This window comes from Sphingomonas pseudosanguinis, from assembly GCF_014196255.1.
GTDB lineage: Bacteria > Pseudomonadota > Alphaproteobacteria > Sphingomonadales > Sphingomonadaceae > Sphingomonas > Sphingomonas pseudosanguinis.
On the sequence record NZ_JACIDH010000012.1, the window covers coordinates 32,533 to 58,272 of the forward strand.

Here is a 25,740-nt window from a genome sequence, read left to right on the forward strand (position 1 = left end):
AAAGCGGGCGAACGGTCGCTTTCTCCACATAAAGACCCGGTACCCAGCCCCGACTATCGGTGATGATTAGTTGTGGCCGCATATAATAGGAATTGCTCCATGCCTTCCGTTCAAGGAACTATCTCGATCGTCAGCCATGGGCATGGTCCTCTCGTTAGTAAACTCCTGCAGGATCTCGCTCGCCAGACATATATCGAACATTGGCTTGTCATCGTCACATTGAATATTTCCGAGCCGTTCGAGCTAGTACCCCGGCTTCGAATGAAGGTGATTTCTAACGACTCTCCAAAGGGCTTTGGAGCCAATCATAATGCTGCCTCCATAGAGGCGGAAGGCGAGTTGTACGCGATCGTCAATCCTGACATCCGCATCACCGATGACAGGTTCCTAGAAAAGCTGGCAGCACTGGACTGGACAACGGGATCGCCGTTGCGTGCGCCGGTAGTGGTCGCGCCGAACGGTGCTGAGGAGGACTCGGTCCGGCGCAATCTATCGGTTCCCAACCTGCTTGCTCGAAGGAATCGACGATTGGCTGGATGGGAAGCGGATCCCGACGCGTCGGACTTCTTCTGGTTGGCCGGTATGTTCCTGATTGCGCCGATCGCGAGGTTTCGTGATCTCGGCGGCTTTGACGACCGGTACAGGCTATATTGCGAAGACTACGATCTATGCGCACGATGGCGCCTCGCGGGTAATCGCGTCGAATTAATCCGCGACCTTGAGGTGATTCACGATGCCCGGCGCGATAGCCATAAGTCGATGCGCCATCTGCGCTGGCACTTGGCGAGCCTGTTCCGAGTTTGGCGATCGAAGCCCTTCTGGCGTATCGTCGCCGGCCAATATTAAGCGGCCTGACTTATCGAGGTTGTGCCGGCCCGTCCAAAGACATAGGCGCCTACCAATATGCCACTTCATCGTCGTTCCGGTCCTGTGCCAGCGCCCAGTCTGGCATTCATGCTCTTGTGCGGGCTTTTCGTCACTCTCCTGATCGCAGGAGGGGCGTCCCGTGCAGACGTAGGTGGGCAGATCGTTGTTCAGGCCGTGGCTTGGAGCGTGTTGCTCGCAGCGATTCTGTTTGCGCCAAGAGTTCCGTTGCGTAGAATGGGAACGGCGGGCCTTTTCTTTGCCTTAGCGGGCATGCTCGTTTTCATTCAACTGATTCCGCTGCCCCCCTCCCTGTGGAAGGCCTTGCCAGGCCGGATGATGCTTGTCGGAGCCGACAGTGGCGACGTCTGGCGGCCTATATCGATGGTTCCCGGAGCAACATTGAATGCGTTGTCGTCCTTAGTCGTACCAGGCGTTGTCCTGCTGTTGGCGACGATGGTGCGTCCGGACGAGCGGTCGCACATGCTGCCCCTCTTGTTGGGTTTGGTCGGGGCGGCCGCTCTAATTGGGCTTTTGCAATTTTCCGGAGCGGGGTTTTCCAATCCATTCGTTAATGACACGCCCGGTCAGGTCAGCGGCTTGTTCGCCAATCGCAATCACTTTGCCTTGTTTTTGGCAATGGGCTGTCTGATCGCTCCGGCTTGGGCAACGCGCGTCACGCTCGTCAGTTGGCGTCTGCCAGTAGCCTCTGGATTCATTCTTCTATTTGCCCTTACGATCTTGGCCACAGGGTCACGCGCCGGTCTGATGGTAGGTGCTGTCGCGATCATCATCGCCCTGCTCTTCTCGTGGCCGGCGTTACGGAAGCTGACTCGCAAGGGGCCGCGTTGGCTGTTGCCGTCGCTGGTAACCGGTGCAGTGCTAATCTTAATTTTTTTTGTAGGTCTATTCATCTTCACCGACCGAGCGGTTTCAATTAATCGTGCCGTATCGATCGATGGCAATGAAGATATGCGGCTGCGTGCGTTGCCAACCGTTATGCACATGGCTTATGAATACTTTCCCATTGGTTCAGGATTTGGCGGATTCGATCCAGTCTTTCGAATTCATGAGCCTTTTGAATTGCTAAAACTTACATATTTCAACCATGCTCATAATGATTATATTGAGATAATTCTTGATGGTGGTTTATTAGGATTAATAGTTTTATTATTGGCGACAGTCTGGTGGGCAATTAGGACGGCATTGGTATGGCAAAATAAGGGAAATGACGCATTGCCAAGACTTGGATCGTCGATAATTTTTCTTATTATGATTGCTAGTTTTTTCGATTATCCCGCCCGAACCCCGCTGATTATGGCAGTGATCGCGCTGTCGGGTCTTTGGCTAGGCGAGCAGCACCGAGAAGAGGGTGCGGCTTTACCTCGCCGGGGCCACGAACTATAGCCTCCACATTTCGTTTCATGTCGTGGAATATTTGAGCGCATGCGTAAGCTTTGTATTGCCCTCCTGATTGCCGCAATTGCATCAGGATGCGCTGGTCCGCAGCGTTTGGAATCGACCGATCGGTTGACAGTGGTCGAAGGCAGTTCGGTTCTACCGGCGCCGGATCGCGGTGATCTCACCGCTGCAGATCGTCCCGCTCTTATCGGGCCGCTCGACACCATCCAAGTGGACGTTTTCAACGTTCCCGATCTCAGCCGTGAGATGCAGGTGGACGCCAGTGGTCGCATTGCCATGCCGCTCGCTGGAACGATTGATGCCCGGGGCAAGACAGCAGGCGAGCTGGCTCAGACGATCGATGCAGCGTTGCGGGCACGTTATGTTCGCAACCCCGAGGTGACCGTCAACATCAAGAGCTCGGTCAGCCAAGTGGTGACCATCGATGGGCAGGTCGTGGAGCCTGGCCTGTACCCGGTGACCAATCAGATGACACTCATGCGGGTCATTGCATCCGCCAAGGGGTTGTCCGAGTTCGCGCGCCAGGATGATGTCGTAATTCTGCGGACCGTTGGTAATCGACGGATGGCCGGATTGTATAACGTCGCTGCCATCCGGCAAGGTACCTATGACGATCCGCCTGTCTTTGCCAATGACGTGATTGTCGTCGGCGATTCCCCGCAGCGCCGCCTGTTCCGCGACTTCGTTTCGCTCTCGCCGCTACTTGCGGCCCCGCTGATCGCGATCCTGCAATAAGGTTCTTGTCTACATGACTTCCATGATTTCCGGTCTACGGGGCGGTCAGGTATCGCCCGCGTTGAGCCTGCCGGGCAAGGACGACAGTTCCATGCTTCGGGACTATTTGAGAATTGCGAGACGTTGGCGCTATGTCATCGCAGGGACGACAATAGTGTTCGTTCTGCTTGGACTAATCGTGACTCTTTTAATGACGCCAAAATATACGGCATCAGCCACGATCGAGATTTCACGCGAGGCGAGTCAAGTTACGAACTTCCAAGGCGTTGAACGGGAAACAAGCGTCGCGGATCAGGAGTTCTATCAGACCCAGTACGGACTGTTGCAATCGCATTCGCTATCTGAGCGTGTGGCAACACAGCTTCGTTTGATCGACGATCCAAAATTTTATGAGCTGTTCCGTATCTCTTCAGCGGATCCGGCGTTTCAGGTGGTTGACGGTCGCTATTCCGCCGCTGGCCGTGATACCCGGCAACGCGTAGCTGCTCAAATTCTTCTCGATCATCTTAACGTGGCGCCGACTCGACTGTCGCGTCTGGTCGACATTCGGTTCACGAGCCCGGACGCTCAGTTTTCTGCCAAGGTCGTCAATGCTTGGTCCGAAGCATTCATTCAAACCAATCTCGAGCGGAAGGTTCAGGCAACCTCCTACGGTCGGGACCTGCTAAAGCGTCAGTTGGCACAGCAGAAGGAGCGGCTTGATGAGAGCCAACGCCAGCTGGTCGCCTACGCCTCGCAGGAACGGATTATCAATCTTCCTGCGCAGTCGAATGCGGATGGCTCAACCTCGGAACGCTCGATCGTCGCTGACGATTTGGCATCGCTCAATAGCGCATTAAGCCAAGCGACAGCCGACCGTATTGCCGCTGAAGCACGGTATCGTGAGAGTGGCCGTGCCGGTGCGTCCACAGAAGCCTTGCGCAACCAGGCCATTAATATGCTGCGTCAACGTCGAGCCGAATTGGCGGCCGACTACCAGAAGCTGCTGACGCAGTTCGAACCCCAATATCCCTCTGCCAAGGCACTGAAGTCGCAGATCGATCAGCTTGATCGCAGCATATCCGCCGAAGAGCGCCGCGTGACGGGGTCGATTGAAACTGACTATCGTGGAGCTGTCGAGCGGGAACGGGCGTTGCAAGCACGGGTCGAGCGGCTGAAAGGCAGTTATCTCGATCTACGTCGGCGTTCGATCCAATATAATATCTACCAGCAGGAAGTGGACACTAATCGCGCCCTGTACGATGGACTTCTGCAACGGTTCAAGGAAATCGGCGTCGCTGGCGGCGTGGGTGTCAACAACGTATCCGTGGTGGATCAGGCAGACGTACCACAGAAGCCGTCCAGCCCGCGTTTGCTGATCAACCTAGCGATAGCATTGCTTGCCGGTCTGGGGCTGGGCGTAGCACTGGCATTCGCGCTGGAGCAAATGGACGAGGCTATTGCCGATCCTGCCGAGATCGAGCGGCGGCTCGGTCTGCCGCTACTGGGGGCCGTGCCGAAGGTCGATGGCAACACCCCCCGGGAAGCGTTGCTTGATCGCAAGTCCGATCTCGTCGATGCCTATCTGGCGATCCAAACGAACCTAGCGTTTACCACTGAACATGGTGTGCCTCGCTCGTTGTCGGTAACCTCGACCCGTCCCGCCGAGGGTAAATCGACCACCGCACTTGCGCTTGCGACCATGTTGGCCCGCAGTGGGAAGCGAGTGATTTTGGTCGATGGAGACATGCGTTCGCCATCGGTTCATCATTTGGGCGGGGTGAGCCACGACAATGGCCTCAGCAACTTCCTCACGGGACAGGATGATATCGTGCCGCTCACATTCGACATGAGCGATCTAGGCTTTACGGCCATGTCGGCTGGTCCAATTCCCCCCAACGCGGCCGAATTGCTCACCGGAAACCGTTTGTCGGTGCTGATCGAGCGGCTATATGAGCATTTCGACCATGTCATTATCGACAGCCCGCCTGTCATGGGGTTGGCTGACGCGCCCTTGATCGCAAGCCGGGTCGAAGGCGTCGTCTATGCGGTGGAATCGCATGGTATCCGTTCGACTCTGGTCAAAACCGCTCTGGCGCGACTTGCTTCCGCTAATGCGCGCATCTTTGGTGGCGTTCTTACCAAATTCGAGGCACGCAAGGCTCATTATGGCTATGGCTATGAATATGGCTACGGCTATGGCCGAGACAAGGCGGCGAGTGAGGCTAAGGGCTGATGCCGCGCCGAAGCACTCGTTCCCAGCGGTCTATAACCGAATGGACGGTGCGCAGTGTGCTGGCGATGCTAGCCGCTGGCTTTGGCTATCTTTCGGTCGCGCATTCATTGGCTTACATGATTCGTGGGAGCGACCCGGCCCGGGCCTACGCTCTGGTGCCTTGGGATGGTCGAATAACGGCGCTACTGTCCGAACAGCTTTCGGGGCCAAAGGCCAGCGCGGCCGACCGCAAGCGAGCCGATGAGCTTGCTCGGCTTGCCCTGCGGCAGGATGCAACCGCAGTAGCCGCAGTGGCAACACTGGGAATCAATGCCCAAGCCAGGGGGGATACGGCTACTGCCCGGCGCATTTTTGCCTATTCCGAACAACTGTCGCGTCGTGATTTGCGCACCCGGTTATGGGCGAATGAGGACGCGGTGGCACGTGGTGATATTTTGGGGGCTCTTCGCAATTATGATATTGCGATGAGAACATCGCGCATTGCGCCAGATCTCATGTTCCCGTTGCTGGCATCCGCCATCGACGATGAGCAGATTCGTAAGGGCCTCGTCACGATCCTCGCAAAGCGGCCAGCGTGGAGTGATCAATTCATTGGGTATGTTTCGGGCAATGGACCTGATGCAAAGGCAACAGCGCTCTTGTTTGAGGCTATGCAACGCCGAGGCCTTGCCCTTCCCGCCGGATCAACAGCCGCTCTGATTACGCGGTTGCTTGGCGAAAACTATATTAATGACGCTTGGCGCCTCTATGCGGTGATCAGGCCTGGTGCCAATCGTCAAAGTTCACGAGATCCCGACTTCACAGCCAACCCTGTATCGACGACCTCCTTTGACTGGCAGCCGATTACTGACAGTGGGGTTTCGGCTACAATTCAGCATGGTGAACGCGGCGGTGTTTTTGATTTTGCCGTACCATCTACTATTGGCGGACCGATATTGCGCCAGACACAGTTATTGATGCCAGGCAATTACGTGCTTCAAGGACGTAGTGTCGGTATAAATCAGTCGGTTGAGGCTTTGCCTTATTGGACGCTAACTTGTGCTGAGGGACGAGAGCTTGGTCGCGTGAGCGTATTTAATTCCACCCAAGATCATGGCCGGTTCTCTGGGCGCTTTGTTGTGCCAGCAGGGTGCCCAATTCAGCAATTGCTTTTTGTCGCTCGCCCATCCGAATCTATATCGGGTTTTACCGGTCAAATTGTAGACGTTCGGCTGACACCAGATGCGGGTTGACTATGCTGTGCGACAGATAATTCTAGTGGCTAGAATGAAAAAAAGTCTCCTTTTTTTAATCGGGCTAGCGACTCCCGCTGCGGCGCAAGATCGCTATCAAGAACCAGATCAAATTCAGCAGGCACCGCAATCTTTGCCTGAAACACGCCAAGGTGAAACGGCGCGTTCGACTGTTGGGCAAACCGGGCAACGCCAAACGCGTGAAATAATCTCGCAGGATGCGGGCATTGAACCAATGGCAAGAATCAATAACCGGATCCAAAATCGGGTACAGTCAAGAATTCGCAATAGAATTGATCCGTATTACGATCCTCAAGCCAATTCAACTTCCCCATTTAGGGTCGCCGGCGATCAGGTGCGTTTATCTGGACGAGCACGCCGCTGATTTTATAATGCTGTACCATTAAGCGGCTGTTGAAGGTGGACTATCATGCCGGCAAGTGGCTAAACGGTTTGCCGTCAACTTCCTCTCAGGGGGGATCATCACAATCGTGGTCACCTTCTGGCTCGGATCGAGCCTCAATATCAAAAATGCAGGTGTTATCTTTATATGATAATGTCTTTTATCATATCAAATATAAGGAGTATATGCCTGCATGTAACGAGGGCAGGATTGGGGCAGTTGGCAGTCGTTTTTTGACCGACGAAGCCGAGGTGCCCGGATAATGGTCTATTAAGCCGAGCATCACATTTGTTCGTGCCTGTTGGTGACGTGCTCCCCTGAAACTCTGCCAGTTTGAGCTAGAGTCCGGCTTCGTGAGGAGACGGACGTGAAGAAGACGAGGTTCAGCGAGGAGCAGATCATCGCGGTGGTGCGCGAGCAGGAGGGCGGGATGAAGACCGCCGATGTGTGTCGTAAGCACGGCATCAGCAGCGCGACGCTGTACGCGTGGAAGGCGAAGTATGGCGGCATGGACGTGTCGCAGGCACGCAAGCTGAAGGTGCTCGAGGAGGAGAACGGCCGGCTCAAACGGCTGCTGGCCGATGCCATGCTCGACAACGCCGTGCTGAAGGAGGTGGCGGGAAAAAACTGGTGAAGCCCGCCGCTCAGCGGAAAGCTGTCGAGCACGCTCGACAGCTGTTCGGCATCAGCGAGCGTCGGGCCTGTACGATCTTCGGCGTGGACAGGACGTCGGTGCGCTACGCGCCCCGGCGTAGTGATGATGGCGACCTGCGGTCGCGGTTACGGGAGATCGCGGCGGAGCGTCGCCGCTTCGGCTACCGGCGGCTGGGGATCATGCTGGCCCGTGAGGGGCTGGTCATGAACCACAAGAAGCTGCTGCGGCTATACCGCGAGGAGAACCTGCGGGTCAGGCGCCGGCGCGGTCGCAAACGAGCCATGGGCACCCGAGCGCCCATGGCGCTGCCGCAAGGTCCAAACCAGCGCTGGAGCCTCGACTTCGTGAGCGATACGCTGATCAGCGGCCGTCGCATCCGCATCCTGGCGGTGGTCGACGACTTCACACGGGAATGCCTGGCGCTGGTGGCCGACACCTCGCTGTCAGGCGCGCGTGTCGCTCGTGAGCTCGACGCCATCATCGCCGTCCGAGGCGGACCGCCGCTGATGATCGTCAGCGACAACGTCCTATGTCGGGAAGCAGCGGCGGGTTTTGGCCAGCAGATATCCATGCGCCGACAACCGTCGGCGCGGCATGCAATCTGAGCCAGATGGCTCCCACCGTCAACGGGATCGCTCCCTGCCATAGCAAACACAGGATCCAGCAGCGCCGAGGCGGCCGTGGTCCTCACCATCCTTAAAACGAGATACGCACCCAGGTGGAAGGCCCGAACATTATCTACAGGGTCGCTCGACGAGCGCCCTCACGGCACTTGCAGAGAGGGGTCCTTCCACCTGGCATCCGACCGTTCGAGGAACGGCCGGTACTCTGTCCCCGTCTTGATGACGGCGTGAGCCACGCGCGCCATCTTGGCGGTGAGCGCCGTCATCGCCTTGCGGCGACGGTCGGCATCGTCCGCGTGCCCGGCGACATATCGTCCGAGCTTGTCGCGGAAGCTGTTGTCGCGCTGACGCGCGGCGACCTGGGCAGCCATCCAGAAGGTCCGGCGCAGGCGCGCATTGCCGTACTTGGACAGCTTCGTGCGGCCACGGAACGTGCCTGACTGACACGTTGCGAGATCGAGACCGCAGAACTTCAGGAACTGACGATGATGGTTGAAGCGCCGCAGATCACCGGCCTCGGCCAGGATGGTCAGCGCGTTGATCGGACCGATGCCCGGAATGTTGCGCAGCAGCTGGTAGTCGACGTCATCGGCGAGCCGCGCATGGGCCAGCCGCTCGATCTCGTCTCGCTGGTGGATGAGGCTGCGGCCCTGCGCGATGACCATGCGGAACATGGTGATGGCGGCTGAGTTCTCCGGCACCGGCAGTGCCGTCGAGGCGGACGCCGTCTCGTAGATGTCGTTGATGAGGCGTGCCTTGGAGACCTTGCGGCCGATGAGCGGCCATGCCGCGGCCGAGAACGCCTCGCGGTCCAGCGCCGTGATGGTGGCCGGCGTCGGAAACCGCTCGATGAGCGCCAGGAACCAGTCGGACCGGCTGTTGCCTGCGAAGCGGGCGATCTCGGGGAAGTACAGCGGCAGGTAGTGGGTCAGGATCCGATGCCAGGTCTGCGTCTTCATCCTTGAGATCGTCTCGTGAGTCTTCGAGAGCTCCTGCAGGTCGTTGATTCCGGCCACCAGCGGGTCGACGTAGCGCTGCGTCGCACCGATCCGCAGCATGTGCAGGATGACCTGCGCGTCCTTGGAGTCGTTCTTGTCCCAGCCGTTGTGCAGCGCCTCGCGCGTTCTGGCGAGCGCGACCGACGAGATGAGGCGCAGCTCGAACCCTGCCGTCAGCAGCCGGTGCGCCAGCGTACGATGGTAATTACCCGTCGCCTCGAACCCGACGATGATAGGGCGCCCGATAGCAGCGAGTTGCTCGGCAAAGCCGTCATAGTCCTGCCTGGTCGCCATGACGGTCATCCGCCGGCGCCGGCCGCCTTCCGGTCGCTCGATGAGAACCTCCTGTCGGCTCTTGGACATGTCGATGGCTACCAGCACGGCGCCGGCAGGCGTAGAGGTGAGCTTGGTCATGGTCGGTCGGCCTCCAAAGTGTTGTCTCGACAACCTCACTTTAGATACCTGCTGACCGGCCATGGCTTGCCCTGATGAAGTCTGCGGCCGCTACGCGGCCTTGTCTTCATCAGGGCCATAGCGGCTCCCGAACCAGCGCTTCCCAATGTGCTACGGCACCGAACTGACCAGCTTGGCGATCCTGAGATGGACGCAAGAGCGCCCCATCGAGTGGCACTACATCGCGCCGGGCAAGCCGCAGCAGAACGGCTATGTCGAGAGCTTCAACGGCCGCCTGCGCGACGAATGCCTCAACGAGACGCTGTTCGTGTCGCTTGGCCATGCCCGCTCGGTGCTGCGGCTATGGCGCGACGACTACAACCATGTGCGCCCGCATAGTGGTGTTGGCGGGCTGACGCCCGCCGATGCTGCCAGGCGGGTTGTGCAACACCGCCCCGAGGGGCACCATACCAACCCCGGACTCCAGTTATGACTGGTAGAGTTTTGGGGAGCACGTCATTGGGGTGATCGACAAGGCGTCGAATGCGCCGAATGTCACTCAGCCCGGGTAGCAGCGTCCCGATCCGGGCCCGATCCTTTAAGGCGAAATTTTCGCATTCGGCGTCAGAGCTTCCCATTCCTCAACCGCCAGACCGGCATGACGGTCCTTTGTGCCTGCCGCATCGAGCACACCGCGCAGATGGCGGGTGGTGACGGGGCGGAAGCGGATCTCTTGGAACCCGTCCACGCCAGTGTGATAGGTACCCACAATCCGCCGCCACCTCTTGTCCCAATATTCCAGATGCCAGGCCGCTGGCGGGGCGATGCCCTCGTCCGAGCCGGCGGGGTGGTCGGCGAAGAAGCGGATGCGGCTGGCGTTCAGGGTGACGGGGTGGGGCCAGCGATATTCGATCCATGCGGTGGCGGGGTTTTGTTTGGTCCAGTTGCTCCACATGTCGGGCGGTAGAGGGTTCGCGCGCACCACGCCGTCGTTCAGCGCGGCGAGCCAATATTGCACCGGCACCGGCACGTTGGAGGCGGCAGCCGAAGCGCTTGGGGCAATATTGCGGGTAGGGCGTGGCGGTGGGCCGGGGGCCTTGGTCGGCTGTACCGGGCGGATGGCGGCGGGGGAGACGCTGTCGTCCCATGTCATCGGATCAAGCGCGACCGAGCGGCGGAAATGGCCGCCGCCTTTCGCGTCCGCCGTATGATAGGCGAGGTACCAGCGCCCCTTGAATTCGACCGCGCCGGCATGGGAGGTGGTGGAGGAGACGGGGCGCAGGATCACACCGCGATAGGTCCAGGGTCCCAGGGGCGATGGGGCCGAGGCATAGGCCTGGCACGCATGGTAGAGGGTCGGGGTGCAGGGGCTGTCGGGGCCGGCATTGTTGGCGGCGTAGAGCAGATAATAGGTGCCGCGTCGCTTCATCAGCCAAGGCGCTTCGAAGAAGCCGGTCGCGCCGGTGACGATATGCTCGGGCCCCTTGGGGGTGACCATGTCCGCCGCCAGCTCCATCGCGCGCAGCCGGCCGAAGGTGCCCCAATAGATATAGATGCGGCCGTCATCGTCGATGAGGACGGTGGGATCGATATTCTGGATGTCGTTCGCGACCGGCGTCTCCTGCGAGATGATCGGGCCGGCGGGATGTGCATCGCGCCAGGGACCGGTCGGCCGATCGGCGACCGCCACGCCGATCGCGAAGCGGTCCTTGGCCTGGCTCTGGCTCTCGCGCTGCAGGACCGGGGCGTAGAGATAGAAGCGGCCGTCGCGCCCCTTCACCATCTGCCCGGCATAGGCGCGGCCCGGCTCGGCCCAGGCGAAAACGGTCTCGGGCCGGGCGATGGCGGGGTGGTGTTGCCATCGCCCGCTGGCGGGGTCGTCGGTCGACAGCAGCTGCCACTCGTTCATGATGAAGTCGTTGACGCCGTCTGGGGCTTCGTCGCGGCCCGCCAGAATCCAGAGCGTATCGCCATCGACCAGCGGCGCGGGGTCGGTCGAATAGAAGCGGCCGTCGCTGAGGATCGGATTGCCACGGCTATGGATCGTCTCGGGCGACGGCGTCGCGGCACCGACGAGCAGGATCAGCAAGGGCAGGATCGCATGACGCCCCCTCCTGCCGCGATGAGTCGGCGAGCGGAGTGGAGCGTCATCAGGGATCGTCATGGCGGCATGATATCGCAATCACGCCGCTATGAAAGGCAATAGTATACAATCCTAATGCTATGTAGACATGTCGATTGGTCGGCAGGTCTACGGAAAAAAGCCCTGATCGGCGGGGAGTTCGGCGCTGGCATCCGGCCCCGTATCCCCGTTCAGCACCCAGCGATCACCCTCGCGCGTGGCGGCCTGCTCGGCGCTATGCACCTCGCCCAGCTGACGGACGAGGAAGGGGAAGGCGGCGCGGACGTCGGCACGCTGAGTCCAGGCGGGCGGCTGGACGATGCGATAGTCGTAGCGCAGCACCTCACCCTTGACCGCCGGACCGGTCGCGGTGCCGACATCGCGTGCCTTGGGACGGACCGCGACCACCTGCTTGCGGCCGTAGCAGAGCAGAGGCTCGGCCGGGCTGCCGGGGTCCAAGCGACGTAACCAGAGGTCACGCTTGCCCGCCTCGGTCGGCTCGATCCGGACGCGCGGACGATCGCCGGTGTCGGGCAAGGCCACACGGCGGATCAGCCCGGCCGCGACCAACGCGTCGACCCTGGGGCCGCTCAGCGCATCGGCGCTGAATTCGATCGGCCATGTGCCCGACAGCAGCGGTGCGCATTGCCGCTGCCCCCCCACCTGCGCGCGGATCTGGGCGAGCGCCTCGCCGCTGGGCTGGGGCTGGCTCGCCCCTTCGCTGCATGCGGCGAGCAGCGCCAGTCCGGCGACCAGCGCGCGGGTCACGTCCGCAGCCCCAGCGGCGCCAGCGGCTGTGTCATGTCGGACAGCCAGGTCAGGGTGCGCTCGGCCGCAGCGACCTCCTTCAGCCGGGCCTGGCCGGCATCGCTTTTGCTGAACCAGCCGCCGGGGGCATAAAAGGCGTTGCCGCGCACATGCTTGTGCACCTTGTCGATCTGATCCTCGACATCGCCGCCCGGGCGGGTGACGCCGACCCATTGCACGGGGCCGCGCGAGGGATCGGTATTGCCGCGGGGATAGTCGCGCGAACTGGGCAGCGCATCGATCGGCTTGCTGGTCAGGCTGTGCATGTTGCCTGGAATGGTCTGGGTCACCAACTCGTCGGAATCGAGTACCCAGACCATATAGAAGCCGAGCTCGATCTTGGGCGCCAGCCGGGCGGGATCGATCTTGCCATTCGGCTTGTTGGCGATCGGCGCGGCGCGCAAGGAGTCATAGGCGCGCGCCTTGTCACGCTCGCTCAGCGAGCCGCTGCGCTCGATCGCGTCGGCCGCCTCGAACGCCAGCAGCTTGTGGTTGATCAGCCAGGAATTGAGCTGCTTGTCGCGGTTCAGCGGGTCGGTGGCCAGCAGGTCGCGGCTGTTGCTCATCGCCTTGACGATCGAGTCCTTGATGACCTTGCCCGTCTCGTCCTTGACGATGTCGAGCGCCTTGCCGATCGCGAAGGTGGCGGTCGCATTGGCGGCCACCGCATTATAGACGTTCAGCGCACGGGTGGTGCTGCGCCCCGCCAGCAGGCGCAGCGCGCCGCGATTGGCCAGCACCCGCAGCGAAGAGGTGGCGGCGGTCGCCATCAGGATCGATCCCGGCAGGATCGCCGCGGCGGTCACGAACAGCTCGGCGCGCGCCTTGTCGCTGTCATTCTGCTTCTTGAAGGTGTCGTTGTAGCTTTTGTACGCCGTATTGTAGGCGATGATATAGGGGTTGCAGACATTGGCCTGCCACGCATCCACCGCATCGCTCACCTGGTTGCGATAGCTTTGTAGTCGATCCGGCATTGTGCCCTCCATCGGTCGTCCGGGGGATGGGCCGCGCCATCGGGACGGTGGTCGAAAGTTGCTCAGTGCGAACGTGGGAGGGACCCTAGGGTGCAATATCGTGGGGCGACAAGGGGGTAGCCGCTTCGCCTGGGTTAAGTCGGGCTGTCCAGAGCGGCGCGTGACGGGCAGTGCGCGGGCGTCGTGCCCGGCCCCGGACGATAGACCAGCCGCATCCGATGCGGCCCCGTCGGCACGCAGGCGGCTAGGTGATAATCGCGCGCCAACACGCCGCGCAGCACCGCGCGGGTGGCGGCATTGCCAAAGGCGAAGCGCGGATAATCGTCGACGATCGCGCCCGGTCGCTGGGCCAGGATGCGGCGGATCTCGGCGACGGGATCGGTGCCGATCGCGGCCGCGCTCGCCTCGTCGCGGGTGTTGAGATGACCGGGAAAGACCCAGCGCGACGGCAGGCAGCTATGGGTCAGCATATAGAGCGCCGGATAGCCGTCATAGACATAGAGGCAGCCGCTGATCGGTGTCGCCGCGTGCGCGACCGCGATCGCCTCGGCCGCGCCGCCCTTGGTACGTTCGCTGAAGAAAAGCACGATCTGTCCGGCCAATGCGATCGCGAGGACGAAGGCGATGATCCATGTCCGCCGCCAGCGGTCGAACACGGGCGCCGCGACGATCACGGCGGGCAGGACGATCGGCATGGCATAATGCGGGCTGCCGAACCGGCCATAGAGCAGCACCGCCAAGACCGTCACCGCCAGCCAGATCAGCAGCACGCCGAAGCCGCCCCGCGCCTCGCCCGGCACCCGCCGCCAGGGCCGGCCGAGCGCGATCACCAGCGCCAGCGGCGACAGGATGCCGACACAGGCCGCCAGCCCTTCCAGTTCGTCAGTCAGCGGCCGCGCCGCCTGTCCGCCGACCGACAGGAAATTTCCGAACAGCCAGGCGGGGCCATGCCCCATCGCGGTATAGATGCCATAGACGACCAGCGTCGGCAGCAGCGCCAGCGCGATCCACCCCAGCGCCATGCCGGCCAGTCGCGCCATCGGCACCCGCATGCGCCACCCGTGCCAGAGCAGGATGCAGCCAAAGGCCACCCCTTCGGGCAGCACCGAATATTTGATCTGGAGCGCGATCCCGATCGCCGCCATTGCGACCGCGCCTTGGACGCACAGCCGCCCCCGCCCCTGGACCGCGCGCAGCACTGCACCCGCCGCCACCAGCATCAGCGCATTGTAGAAGACGGGGGACTGGCCCCCTTCCCCCTCCATCAGGTTCAGCCAGAGAATGTAGAGGATCGCCGCCACGACCGCGCCGATGGGGCCGGCGAACCGCCGTGCCACCCGGTGCACGCCATAAGCGGTGGCGATGACGAAACCGGTCGTGACCAGCTTATAGGCCAGGAACCCGTCACCCCCGAGCAGCCGCGCGCCAGCATAGAGCAGGAACAGCCCGATCGGCTTGCGATCGAAAATGTCGACATAGGGCAGCGCGCCGTGCAGCATCCGGTCGCCGACCAGCAGATAGAATTGCTCGTCGAACCCGATCACCGGATTGCCGAAGGTCCGCGCGCGGGCGACCAGCGCGACCAGCGTCAGGAGCAGCAGCACGATCCCCTGCCCGCCCCAGCCCTGCCCGTTCCGGCTGCGCCGCGCCGTCCATCCCCGCTGACCCTGCCCGTCCTTCATACGACCAGCGGGTGGGTCGCTTTGCGCACGAAGGCAAGCGGCAATGCGTCGGGGCTGCGATGACAGTCCCTTATGACGCCTGTGTCATGGGGGGCTGTCTATGGACGGGGCGGTCATGCTATCCGGGCGGCCTATGAGCGGGATCATGGGCCATATCGACGAGGATCGGGCGGGCGGATGACGTGCGCGTCCTGACCTTCCTGCACAGTTTCGAACCGGGTGGGGTGGAGCGGATCGCGCTGCGCCTCGTCCATCGCTGGCGCGCGACCGGCGTCGATGCGCCGCTGTTCCTGGGGCGGACCGATGGTGCGATGGCGCGCGATGTCGGCGCCGACCTCGACTTCGTGACGCCGCGACGTCGCTGGCCGGGCATCGCGCATTGGGAAACGCTGTGGATGGTCGCCACGCTGCCGCGCGCGGTGCGGACGATCCGGCCGGACGTCCTGTTCTGCGCGGGCAATACCTATGCCTTTGTCGCGGTGATGCTGAAGCTGATCCTGGGGGGCGATTGCCCGCCGATCGTCGCCAAGATCAGCAACAATCTCGACCGCACCGACGCATCCTGGGTCTACCGCATCTTTTACCGCCTCTGGCTGCGAATCCAGGGGCTGGCGATCGACCATTTCGTCGGCATGGAAAAGCCGATGCGCGCCGAGATCGTGCAATGCATCGGCGTCTCGCCCGCTCGCGTCGCCATCATCCCCGATCCCGCCTTGTCCGAGGCGCAGATCGCGGCGCTGCGCCAGGATGCGCCGGTCGCACAGCCGCGCGACGGCACCGGCCACCGCTTCGTCACCGTCGCACGGCTGGCGCCGCAGAAGAACCTGGCGCTGATGCTGCGCGGTTTCGCGCGCGGTGCCGCGCCCGCCGATACGCTCACCATCTTTGGCGAGGGCCCCGAACGCGCGATGCTGGAGGCGCTGGCGGTGGAGCTGGGGGTGGCCGACCGGATCGCGTTCCGGGGTTATGTCGCCAATCCCGCCAGCCTCCTGTCGCGCTACGATACGTTGCTCCTGTCCTCGCATTATGAGGGAGTGCCGGCGGTGATCCTCGAGGCGCTGGCCGCCAATATCGGCATCATCTCCACCGACTGCAGCCGATCGATGGCCGCCCTCCTGCAACAGGGCGTGCTGGGTGCACTGGTGCCGGTCGGCGACGAAGCGGGCTTCGCAGCCGCCATCCGCGCCGCCCGCCCCCAGGCCCAGAACGCCCAGCGCACGCTGCACCAGGCGCGCCGCTTCACCATCGAACATGGCGCGGACCATTATGTCCGCGTGATGCGCACCGTCCTGCACCGCCGGACCGTGCCGGCACCCGCACCGCATATCGAGGTCCCGGTCGCGCCGCAGCTCTGAGCCCGGCGTATAAGGCTTGTCGCGCTATGTCAGCCGCAGCGTTTCCAGCATGGCATGAAACTGGGGTTCGAGCGCGGCCATGTCGCCGCGCGGTGCGGTGGCCGCCGCGACCACGACCGTATCGGGGTCCGCCGGCAGGAAGGACAGCCACTGCGCCAGCGGCTCCACACCATCGGTCCAGACGAGCCGCATCTCGGCGGTCGGCAGGTCGGGCGTGGCGTGGCGGCGCATCAGTTCCGCATAGCCCGGCTTGCCCTTCCAGCGTTTAGAGCGCGATGACATTAAGCAGACCCGTATCCGGCATTGACGAGATAGTTGCGGCACTCGTCGGGTGTGAAGGTGTCGAGCAGGGTTCCGACGCGCCGCCAGGTGCGTTCGTGGGATCGCTCGGTTGCCTTTCGCATGAGGTGTTTGAGCTTGGCGAAGACCTGCTCGATGGGGTTTAGGTCCGGACTGTAAGGCGGCAGGAAGACCAGCCTGGCACCTATGGCCCTGATGGCGCTTCGGACGGCCGGCTTCTTGTGGCTGGACAGATTGTCCATGATGACGACGTCACCTGGCGACAGCGTCGGCACGAGGCACTGCTGGACATAGTCGGTGAAGCTCTGGGCGTTGATCGGCTGGTCGAGCACGCATGGTGCATCGATCCGGTCGCAGCGCAGCGCCGCCAGGAAGGTCATGGTGCGCCAGTGGCCATACGGAACCTTGGCATGGAGCCGCCGACCGACAGGTGCCCAGCCCCGCAAGGGGGCCATATTCGTCTTCACCCAGGTCTCGTCGATGAAGACGAGGCGCTTTGGATCAAGCCGACCTTGGTATTTCTTCCACTGCGCCCGACGCCGTGCGATCGCGGGACGGAGCTGTTCGGCGGGCAGCACGCTTTTTTTTGAAGCTCAGACCCTCGGCATGAGCAAACCGCCAGACCTGGACATAGTCGACCTTTACGCCCCGCTCGGCCAGCTCGGCCACCAAACCCCGCAGCGTGAAGTCGCTTGTCACTCGCTCCAGCAGCCAGTCCCGTGTCGCGCCGGACAGGATATTGGATCGGCGGCCGCCCATCTGCCCGGGAGCCGCGCTGCCCGTGTCGCGGTAGCGCCGCATCCATTTGATCGCCGAACTCGGCGCAACCCCAAAGCGCGCCGCTGCCGCGTGGCACGACATGCCTTCTGCGGTGACCGCCCGAACAACCCTGTCACGCAGATCCATCGAATACGGCTTCGCCATGCAGCCCGGCCTCCTTCCCCAGCCTGCACATTGAATCAGATCAGCGCACCCGCGTGTATCCCCAATGATTCAGCTCCACGTCATCCCGCTCTAATCTCACCCTCGACATGCGCCTCGATCCGCCGGGCGATGTCGGCAGGGGCCTGTCCGCCGCCCGCCAGCACGTCACGCGTCACCACCAGATTGGCCGCGATCCCCGATGCGCCGGGAGGTGCCGTCAGCACCAGCATCGATCGGTCGGCCCATCCCTCGGGGCAAGCGATCTCCATGCCCTGCGCCCGGCTCACGACCGCGCCCCCGCCGGTGGCCAGCGCCCTTCCTTGACCATTTCCAGCACTTCGTCGCTCTTGGGCGGCGGAAAGGGATAGCCGCGCGCCTTCAGCTTGGCGATCACGCGCAACCGCGCCTGGTCCTCGTCTGATCCGGGAATGACGCGGCTGGTCTCGGCTTCTTGCGCAACCGTTATGCCAAACTCGTCGTGCGCCCAGATATCGGCCCCATGATCGATCAAGGTTTCGACCATGCCCCATTGCATCGTCTCAGCTGCGGCAATCATCGGCGTGCTTTGATTGGCCGGGTCGCGTTCGTTCAGGCCGACGCCCTGTTCCGCTAGCTGGCGAACCCTTTTAGGCCGGGAATGCATTACAGCCCCCAACATCGGCTGTATTGCCGTATTGTTCGTCACCGTGCTCTCCCCCGAGCACCCAGCCGCCAATAGGCAGCCGATCGTCACGGCATAGACCTGCCAAATGATTTTCATACCCTTCGCTCACCTATGACTGCGCTCCCGTCGGTGGCCAGCGTCGTTCCTCGACCAGCTTCAGCACCTCGTCGCTCTTCGGTGGCGGAAAGGGATAGCCACGCGCCTTCAGCCTGGCGATCACGCGCAGTCGTGCCTGGTCCTCGTTTGATCCGGGAATGACGCGGCTCGTTTCGGTACGCTGAGCTGCGGTTATTCCGAATTGATTATAGGCCCAGATGTCGGCCCCGTGATCAATGAGAATTTCGACCACGGTCCATTGGTTTGAGCCTGCGGCAAAGATCATCGGCGTGTCATTGTTGGTGTAATAGCGTTCGTTCAGGCCGACCCCCTGATCCGCCAGGCGACGCACCTCATCGGTCTTGGCATGCATGACGGCACCTAACATCGGCTGGATCGCCTGCTTGTTCGTCACCGTGTCTTCTCCCGAGCATCCTGCTGCCAGCAAGCTGCCAGCCATCATCATTACGTAACGTCGCATAAGCTGTCCTAACCGCATCCGTTGATGACTAGATCGAGTGCAATTGAACGCTGTTTCATATGGAGCGCTGGGATAACCTCGTCCATCAAGTGCAAATTGACCGAGCGCATCGCGGCATATTTACCGGCGGCTACGATACCGTCGCTTTCATAAGCCTGACGCATTCCATCTTTTATGTCGGGTTCGTCTGGGGGCAACGGCCAGGCGCGGGTTTCAGCTGTCCGCGGCATTCCCGGGATTGCCTGACTGGAACGCAATATTTCGCCCTTGAGATAAACGCCGTCTATTTCGGATGGTAGCGCGTTAGGTACGGTGTCGCTGCGCAAACCTGCCGCGTTGAACGTCGTTGCTGGCAGGCCAGACGAGCGCGCTGCTGCTGAGGCCATGCCACCACCTAATGAATGCCCAGTGAAACGCGCGTTTCGCCCCATGCCGCCTGGTGCATTGGCGACCGTATCGCCGATATTCTGTGCATGGGTATAATAGAACGCATCCATCCCCAGGCCTTGGGCAAAATTCTGCCCCCAATCCGAAGCACTGGTCATGGTCGTCCCCTTGAAAGCCACCAGCGGCGCGCCCGTGGCATTGTTGACGAACACGACAGCACGAAACTCGGTGGGTTCGCCCGTCGTGGGATCGATGGGATGCTCCAGCATCGCTTCCGTCAGGTTCAACCGGCGCAGATCCTCGGGCGTGGCATTGCGATAGCCGGGCGGCGGGGTGCGTTCGCCGGGGGGATCATAGACCGCCTGCGCGGCCTGGGCCTCGACGAGGAATTGCGCGATTTTCGCGGCTTCCGCACGTAACAGGTCGCAGGTCGAGGGCGGTGGTCCCTGGCCGATCCGGACATCGGGTGATCCCTCCAGGATGAGAGCACCGCAATCGAACGTGTCGGAGACTCGCGCCGCCTCGCGCTGGTTGATGGAGACGGTACGGGACCCGCTGACGACCTTGCGCAGGCCACTATGCTGGCGGCACTGGCCGGTCGACCGGATCGCCATGGTGGCGGGGCGGCCATTGATGAAGACGTCGCACGATCCGAGCGTCAGCTGGCCATCGGCCGGCGCCCAGCGTCCGCCGCTCAGTCCGCGCGCGATCAGCCGGCCGAGATTGCCCGCGCGCATGTCCACCTCGCTGCGACGGGCAAAGAACAAACCGTCCAATGCTTCGCCGAACAGGCTCTGGCTAAAGCTGTGGCCGATCGGATCACCCACTCTGGCGGCGGCATTCATGCTCATCGCGGGCGCTTCTCCCTGCATGTCGTCGCGATCGTTTGACCTTATTCGACGATCGTCGGACGGGTAAACAAGCCATATCTTCACGTCAGTTATGAAAACCACGACAGGGTTGCGCCGCGATATTCATCGATATGGCGAACCATGAGCCTTAATTGTGACATGATTGCCACACTAAACATCGCCATCACGTCGGCGATGGGAGTGGCTGGACGATGGGGTACAGGGAGCGCGCGCGGCCGAGGGGCGGCGTGGGATGGTCGGCGGTCGTCCTGGGACTAGCGATACCGACAGGGGCGATGGCGCAAGCCGATCCCGGCGAACAGGCATCCCCTGCGGAAGTCACCGTCACCGGCAAGCGCATTCCCGGCTCCGTCATCGGCGCGGTCGAGCCGGTCGCGGTGCTGGATACCGAGGCGATTGCGGCGCTGGGCGCGCCCAGCTTGGCCGAGTTGCTCAAGCGGGTGAAGTCGCTGACCAGTTCGGCGAGCGGGGGCGAGCCGGTGATGCTGCTCAACGGGCGGCGCGTGTCGGGCTTCGCCGAGTTCCAGAACCTACCCTATGAGGCGATGGAGCGGATCGAGGTGCTGCCCGAGCAGGAGGCGGCGCGCTTCGGCTATCCGCCGACGGTGCGGGTGATGAACTTCATCACCAAGAAGAAATTCCGCGCGGTCACGCTTCAGGTCCTGCCCGGTATCGCGACGGACGGAGGCGGTGAGACTAATTATGCCGAGCTGACCTCGGCCCGGATCGACGGCCCCCGCCGCCTGACCTTCAACCTGTCGCACTTCCGGCAGAACCCCGTCCTCCAGAGCGAGCGCGATGTCGTGCCCGATCCCGAGACGCTGTTCGCGACGACGGGCAATGTGACGGGCGTGAACGGTGCCGGCCTGGACCCCGCGCTCGACCGGCTGGCGGGGCGGGCGGTGACCCTGTCGGGGGTGCCGGTCGATCCGGCCGCGCGAGCGTCGCTGGCGGCTTATGCGACGACCCCGGTCGCGGTCACCGATCTGGGGCCCTATCGCACCCTGATCCCTCGCACCGACACCATCCATGCCGAAACCGGCATTGCCAGCCCGCTCGGCAAGTCCCTGTCGGGATCGCTGACCCTGTCGATGGAGGCGAGCCAGAATCGCGGGCTGAACGGGCTAGCACCGGCCGTACTGCGGGTGCCCGGCGGGGCGGGGGCGCTGCCTTTCGCCAATGATGCGCTGCTCTATCGCTATCTGCCCGCAAGCGTGCTGCACCAGCGGACGACCAGCATGGCGCTGCATGCGGGCGGCACGCTTCTGGGTGATGTCCGCCGCTGGAGCTGGGCGGTGACGGGCAATTACGACCGGCTGGTTTCGCGGAACAGTTCGGAGACGGGCGTGCCGTTGGGGGCGCTTCAGGCGGCGATCGATGCGGGCGGCGATCCCATGGCACCGATCGATCCGGCGATCGCGGCGCAGCGCCTCGTCAACCGCAGCCGTGCGACCTCCGACACGCTGGGGATCAAGGCGACCGCCAATGGCCCCATCGTCCGCCTGCCCGCCGGCGAGGCGCAACTGACCGTCACCACCGATTAGGCCCAGTCGGCCCGAAGCTGCGATTTTGGCCAGGTTGAAGAACGAACACTGAACGCTTGATTGATTCTACCAGGACCGTTGCTGACCACCGACCTCGTAGATATCGGCTTCCATGGAGCAATTGTAGCTCTCTGCGATGTTGAACATCTCGGAGAGGAGGCTTTGGATTTCCTCATCAAGGGAAATGCCATCCGGATCGGGGTCATAGGCGACGGTCAGTTTGTAATCACAATTGCCGTTTTTTACCATGGCGTAGTCGCGTTCCAGCATCGCCTCAATCCGCTCCCGAGCGGGTTTTCTACCTCTTCCACGCTTGTTGAAGTTCTCGATAATCAGATGCAGGGCGATGCTGGCAGTGGGCGGCTTTTCCGGCAGTTTGGTCTGTGACGGAATAATGTCGAGCGCCCGATAGACGGTCATTCGTGAGACCTTCAGGTCGCGGGCAACGCGGGCCTTGCTGGCGCCGGCGGCAAGGCGACGGCGGATTTCATCGTCATCGACGTTCTTCTTCCGGCCTTTGTAAACGCCTTCGGCGCGCGCCGCTTCGATCCCGGCGCGCTGACGATCCTTGATGAACTTCAGCTCCATATCGGCGACCATGCCGAGTATGGTGATGACCATTCGCCCCATGTCGCCCGCCGTCGTCACCTCTGGCTCAAGGATGCGCAGCGAAGCTCCCTTTTCATCAAGCTCATGCACCAGGTTCAGGACATCGCGCGTGGAGCGGCCGAGCCGGTCGAGCCGCAGCACGACCAGCTCGTCGCCGGTGTGCATAAACTGCATGATCGTTTCCAGTTCCGTGCGCCCGCTCCGCGAGGCCCCCGATCCGGTCTCGGAACGGATAATTTCGCAACCTGCATTCTTGAGGCGGCCAATCTGGATATCCAGATCCTGGTCCGTGGTGCTGACGCGGGCATATCCGATACGAGCCAAGTGCAAAATCCGTCACATTAGGGTGGCTCTTGCAGTGTATCGTCACATTGAGCGCAAACCCACCCTTTTGTGACAGACGAATGGTGTCACTCGGCCCTATCACTCTGGGGTGTACCCAAATGTTATAGGCCGATCAGCCGCCTCACGCTGCAAGCCGTCCAAAATCAATCCGGTCGTTCAGGTCGAGGTCGAAGCGGCCATAAGGGTTCACATGACTGTAGATCAACGGCGTGAGACCACGATAATCTTCCGGCGTCATCCGCCCCGCCCACTTCGGCTCAACCAGTACGGTCTGAAGCATGCGGGTGTTCACATACACCAGCGACGCTTGCAGGAGGTGTAGCGCCAGAACGGAGATTTCCTGCTCATGGATGCGGTTGGTGGCGATCTCGCCGCCCTTGCCGAAGAACACGAAACCATTAGCGCCGTTCCAGTTCTCAACCACATTCAGCCCTTCGTGGATCTCGCGGCGGAATGCCTCCTGACGCAAATACCGGCATAGGAAGATTGTTTTGACCGCGCGGCCGAGTTCACTCAGCGCCTTGTAGGTCGGGTGCATCACTTCGGCTCTGGCAAACCGGAGCAGGATCGCTTCCGGATCGGCGGTGCGCGATTGCATGGCAGCGGCATATTTGACCATTTCGTCATATTGTTGCTCGATCTCGTCCCAGTCGATCGGGCTGGAGAGGATCGGCAGTAAATTGGAAAGCCGCGTGCGCATGCCGGCTTGGGGAAGGGCCAGTTTCTGGCGTGCCACTGCTTTCAGCCGCGGGGCAAGCTCAAATCCAAGGAGTCGGCAGAACGCAAAGCCGACTGCGCTCTGGCCGTGGCTATCGACGTACTGGCGCTGGATTTCCATGTCGGTGCAATGGCGTAGCACGCCTTCGATCATGGAGGCGACCTCCGAGGAAGAGCACCGCTTGAGCTGGGAATAAACGCAGGTCGCGCGCTTCTCCACATGCCAGTAGATCATGACGCCACGGCCGCCATAGCGGGCGTGCCATTCCGTCATCAGGTTGCGGTCCCACGCGCCGAACTTCGTTGAATCGGACGCGCATGCCGTGCCCGCATCTCCCCATACTGCGGCATTGCGGATTGCCAGTGTCGCGTTTGCTACCCGCGCGCACGCCTCCCTCAGCGCTGGCGCGTGGATGAAACGGCGATGGACATGCAGCAATTCCTCGTAACTGACATCGGGTGTTGCGCCAGCGACCCGCTTGAGCCCGGCGTTCGTGCCCAAGCCATAGAGACACAGCAAAAGACGCTGAGCCAAGGCTGCTTTCGACAGGGTAACCCGCGAGGCCGACGTTTCGAAAGCATCCATCAATCCCGTGTCCAGAGCAGCCTCTTTCAACACGTCCAGCAGTCCGGTCATCGGCCAGCGCTGACCGATCTCGCTTTTGATCGAAGCGAGACCCTTCGGTTCGGGCAAGGGCTTGAACGGTGTAATCGATATCCGGTTGTCGCCGCGCCACAGGAGCCGGACCTTGTCGTTTTGTGGAATATTGGCATTGAGGAGCAACAGTTCCCGTTCAAGCTCCTCCCGGATCGAGGCGCAAAACGCCTGCGCATCTGGCGTCAGGCTGAGGCCGGAATAGTACGCATCTCGCCTGATCTCGAAGTCCTTGGGAAGATCGTCATCGGGATTGCGATAGCGATCCGCCCCGACCACCCAGATTTCTTTGGAGCGGATGCGGTCGCGCAGTTGCGTCAGGACGCAAAGCTCATAGCTGATCCGGTTTACCCGCCCATCGTCATCAATGACGGAACTGCGCCATCGCGCTGGAATCACCTCATCGATCGGAACATCCTGCAATGGCACGAAGCGGCATCCGCCATCCACCTTGCTCCTGATCCAGTCGAGGGCCGCCAGGACCGGCCGCCACACCGCGTTGTTCGACCGGAACTCAAGTACGGAAAGCAGGCTTGGCAGCATGCGCCGGTAATGATTGGCCCAGGAACCACGCATCACCTTGTAGATGCGCCGGTCCAGAGCGCCCTTCGCATGGCTCTCCTTGACGATCGCCGCCAGCTTGGCCTTACCGGCGATCGGGAAAATGACATCGCAGATGCGCCCCGATGGTTCATTGATCGAGGCGCTGGCGATCTCGACCAGCAGGCGCTCCTTTCCATAGACCCGCTCGATGTCTTTCGCGATATCGCCCACCACCTTGCGTTTCGAGCGCGTTCCGATCTTGTGAACGGTTTCGATCAGCAGGTCGATCATCGCGTCAGTGAGTTGCGCCTCCCGCGACATTAGATAAATCGCATAAAGGCCGAGCTGTCGCGCCGGCGCATGCCGGCGCATCTCCGAGGCCTTTTCACCGGCAACGCGGCGAACAATCTGATCGACCCATGGCTTGCCCGTAGCCGTCAGGAGATCATGGGGAAGATCAAGTCTCTGGATAAAGGCGAGTTTCTCGGTCACGTCGAGAATGTTGTCGAGCGTTGCCTGTCCGGCGTCACCCTTCATCCTGTTGAATCCGGTCGAGCTGTCCGGATCGGCAAGCGAGGCTTCCAATAACGCCACCGCATCTGACGAAAGCCGATCACTGGTTCCGATCAGCCAGGTGTCCAGATAATCTTGCCGTTGTGAGCGAACGACACGTTCAAGCTCCTTGCGCGACGGCCCATAAATACGCCGGTCCCGGCACCACAGGAAAACATGCTCAAGCATGGCATTGATCGACTGGCCGCCCGGGCACAGCTCGCCAGCAATCCATTCCGTCAATTGCGCGCGATCCACCCGCTTCATGCGGTGATATCCAAGATGGATCAGGATCTCCGCACAATGCCGTCGTGCTGTCCGACTGGAAAAGTCATAACCGGCTATCTCGCCAGCCTCGACACCGAGTTGCTCGGCCAGATACGAGAGGCCATCGGTAGGGATTGAGCCGGGATCGATCGCGAAAAACCCCAGGGAAGCGAAGAATTTCAGCTGCGCGGCGAGGCCAAGGCGCGTCAGGGCCGGCTTCGAATTTACAAAATCAATATCGGCAAAGCTCAGGCTCCATCGTCCGATCAAATCCCCGCCCGGAATACTCCGATCCATCAACCCA

Annotated in this window: 20 protein-coding genes and 3 pseudogenes; 10 read left to right on the forward strand and 13 right to left on the reverse strand. The window is 61.8% G+C overall.

Annotated elements, in window-relative coordinates:
* The first annotated feature begins 99 nt into the window (after nt 1–99).
* The 7 genes and pseudogenes from GGR48_RS12685 to GGR48_RS12715 form a co-directional block, all read left to right on the forward strand.
* Nucleotides 100–846 (forward strand): glycosyltransferase family 2 protein, encoded by a 747-nt coding sequence (locus GGR48_RS12685; protein WP_183952256.1) that lies wholly within the window; start codon nt 100–102, stop codon nt 844–846.
* 57 nt (nt 847–903) lie between these two features.
* Nucleotides 904–2,271 carry an O-antigen ligase family protein gene (locus GGR48_RS12690; protein WP_183952257.1) on the forward strand — a complete coding sequence of 456 codons (1,368 nt, stop codon included), beginning with the start codon at nt 904–906 and terminating at the stop codon, nt 2,269–2,271.
* Nucleotides 2,272–2,310: 39 nt separating this feature from the next.
* Nucleotides 2,311–3,021 (forward strand): polysaccharide biosynthesis/export family protein, encoded by a 711-nt coding sequence (locus GGR48_RS12695; protein WP_183952258.1) that lies wholly within the window; start codon nt 2,311–2,313, stop codon nt 3,019–3,021.
* 13 nt (nt 3,022–3,034) lie between these two features.
* On the forward strand, nt 3,035–5,236 hold the full coding sequence (locus tag GGR48_RS12700) for a GumC family protein (RefSeq protein WP_206362567.1): 2,202 nt from the start codon (nt 3,035–3,037) through the stop codon (nt 5,234–5,236).
* A gap of 56 nt (nt 5,237–5,292) precedes the next feature.
* Entirely contained in the window at nt 5,293–6,468 is a 1,176-nt protein-coding gene (locus GGR48_RS12705; RefSeq protein ID WP_183952259.1) for a hypothetical protein, read from the forward strand.
* 34 nt (nt 6,469–6,502) lie between these two features.
* Nucleotides 6,503–6,853: a hypothetical protein gene (locus GGR48_RS12710; RefSeq protein ID WP_183952260.1), complete on the forward strand. Its 351-nt coding sequence runs from the start codon at nt 6,503–6,505 to the stop codon at nt 6,851–6,853.
* Nucleotides 6,854–7,238: 385 nt separating this feature from the next.
* Nucleotides 7,239–8,050 (forward strand): annotated as a pseudogene (locus GGR48_RS12715) (IS3 family transposase); the annotation flags it as partial.
* A gap of 214 nt (nt 8,051–8,264) precedes the next feature.
* On the opposite strand, the pseudogene GGR48_RS12720 reads toward GGR48_RS12715, so the two are convergent.
* A pseudogene (locus GGR48_RS12720) lies at nt 8,265–9,561 on the reverse strand (IS110 family RNA-guided transposase).
* 154 nt (nt 9,562–9,715) lie between these two features.
* Here GGR48_RS12720 and GGR48_RS12725 point away from each other — a divergent pair.
* A pseudogene (locus GGR48_RS12725) lies at nt 9,716–10,033 on the forward strand (integrase core domain-containing protein); the annotation flags it as partial.
* A gap of 105 nt (nt 10,034–10,138) precedes the next feature.
* On the opposite strand, the gene GGR48_RS12730 reads toward GGR48_RS12725, so the two are convergent.
* The 4 genes from GGR48_RS12730 to GGR48_RS12745 all read right to left on the reverse strand — a co-directional run bounded on the left by GGR48_RS12730 (nt 10,139) and on the right by GGR48_RS12745 (nt 15,125).
* Entirely contained in the window at nt 10,139–11,704 is a 1,566-nt protein-coding gene (locus GGR48_RS12730; RefSeq protein WP_183952261.1) for a family 43 glycosylhydrolase, read from the reverse strand.
* A gap of 87 nt (nt 11,705–11,791) precedes the next feature.
* Nucleotides 11,792–12,430, reverse strand: a complete 639-nt coding sequence (locus GGR48_RS12735) for a helix-turn-helix domain-containing protein (protein ID WP_183952262.1) — start codon at nt 12,428–12,430, stop codon at nt 11,792–11,794.
* A complete protein-coding gene (locus tag GGR48_RS12740; RefSeq protein ID WP_183952263.1) occupies nt 12,427–13,443 on the reverse strand; it encodes a hypothetical protein in 1,017 nt (338 codons plus the stop codon). The genes GGR48_RS12735 and GGR48_RS12740 overlap by 4 nt, the downstream gene beginning before the upstream one ends.
* A gap of 134 nt (nt 13,444–13,577) precedes the next feature.
* Nucleotides 13,578–15,125 (reverse strand): ArnT family glycosyltransferase, encoded by a 1,548-nt coding sequence (locus GGR48_RS12745; protein ID WP_183952264.1) that lies wholly within the window; start codon nt 15,123–15,125, stop codon nt 13,578–13,580.
* Nucleotides 15,126–15,307: 182 nt separating this feature from the next.
* On the opposite strand from GGR48_RS12745, the gene GGR48_RS12750 reads away from it, so the two are divergent.
* The gene (locus GGR48_RS12750; RefSeq protein WP_183952265.1) at nt 15,308–16,480 is read left to right on the forward strand and encodes a glycosyltransferase; all 1,173 of its coding nucleotides are present in this window, start codon (nt 15,308–15,310) and stop codon (nt 16,478–16,480) included.
* A 24-nt stretch (nt 16,481–16,504) separates the two neighbouring features.
* Here GGR48_RS12750 and GGR48_RS12755 read toward each other — a convergent pair whose 3' ends face one another.
* From GGR48_RS12755 to GGR48_RS12780, 6 genes are all read right to left on the reverse strand, one after another.
* A complete protein-coding gene (locus GGR48_RS12755; RefSeq protein ID WP_183952266.1) occupies nt 16,505–16,762 on the reverse strand; it encodes a hypothetical protein in 258 nt (85 codons plus the stop codon).
* Nucleotides 16,762–17,704 (reverse strand): IS630 family transposase gene (locus GGR48_RS12760; RefSeq protein WP_420854087.1). Its coding sequence is split into 2 segments (ribosomal slippage): nt 16,762–17,359 and nt 17,358–17,704, totalling 945 coding nucleotides; the frame shifts between segments, so codons are not numbered across the junction. Before GGR48_RS12760 ends, GGR48_RS12755 begins: the two co-directional genes overlap by 1 nt.
* A gap of 80 nt (nt 17,705–17,784) precedes the next feature.
* On the reverse strand, nt 17,785–17,991 hold the full coding sequence (locus GGR48_RS12765) for a DcrB-related protein (RefSeq protein WP_221211506.1): 207 nt from the start codon (nt 17,989–17,991) through the stop codon (nt 17,785–17,787).
* A complete protein-coding gene (locus GGR48_RS12770) occupies nt 17,988–18,464 on the reverse strand; it encodes an ankyrin repeat domain-containing protein (protein ID WP_183952269.1) in 477 nt (158 codons plus the stop codon). The genes GGR48_RS12765 and GGR48_RS12770 overlap by 4 nt, the downstream gene beginning before the upstream one ends.
* 13 nt (nt 18,465–18,477) lie before the next feature.
* Nucleotides 18,478–18,927: an ankyrin repeat domain-containing protein gene (locus GGR48_RS12775; RefSeq protein WP_206362566.1), complete on the reverse strand. Its 450-nt coding sequence runs from the start codon at nt 18,925–18,927 to the stop codon at nt 18,478–18,480.
* 26 nt (nt 18,928–18,953) lie between these two features.
* Complete coding sequence (locus GGR48_RS12780; RefSeq protein ID WP_183952271.1) at nt 18,954–20,183, reverse strand: Tle-like phospholipase domain-containing protein; 1,230 nt, start codon at nt 20,181–20,183, stop codon at nt 18,954–18,956.
* A 296-nt stretch (nt 20,184–20,479) separates the two neighbouring features.
* Here GGR48_RS12780 and GGR48_RS12785 point away from each other — a divergent pair, with 296 nt between their 5' ends.
* Nucleotides 20,480–21,748 carry a TonB-dependent receptor gene (locus tag GGR48_RS12785; RefSeq protein ID WP_183952272.1) on the forward strand — a complete coding sequence of 423 codons (1,269 nt, stop codon included), beginning with the start codon at nt 20,480–20,482 and terminating at the stop codon, nt 21,746–21,748.
* A 66-nt stretch (nt 21,749–21,814) separates the two neighbouring features.
* Here the strand turns inward: GGR48_RS12785 and GGR48_RS12790 are convergent, their stop codons facing one another.
* The gene (locus tag GGR48_RS12790) at nt 21,815–22,681 is read right to left on the reverse strand and encodes a recombinase family protein (protein ID WP_006953933.1); all 867 of its coding nucleotides are present in this window, start codon (nt 22,679–22,681) and stop codon (nt 21,815–21,817) included.
* A gap of 142 nt (nt 22,682–22,823) precedes the next feature.
* Complete coding sequence (locus tag GGR48_RS12795; protein WP_048938210.1) at nt 22,824–25,733, reverse strand: Tn3 family transposase; 2,910 nt, start codon at nt 25,731–25,733, stop codon at nt 22,824–22,826.
* Between the last annotated feature and the right edge of the window lie 7 nt (nt 25,734–25,740).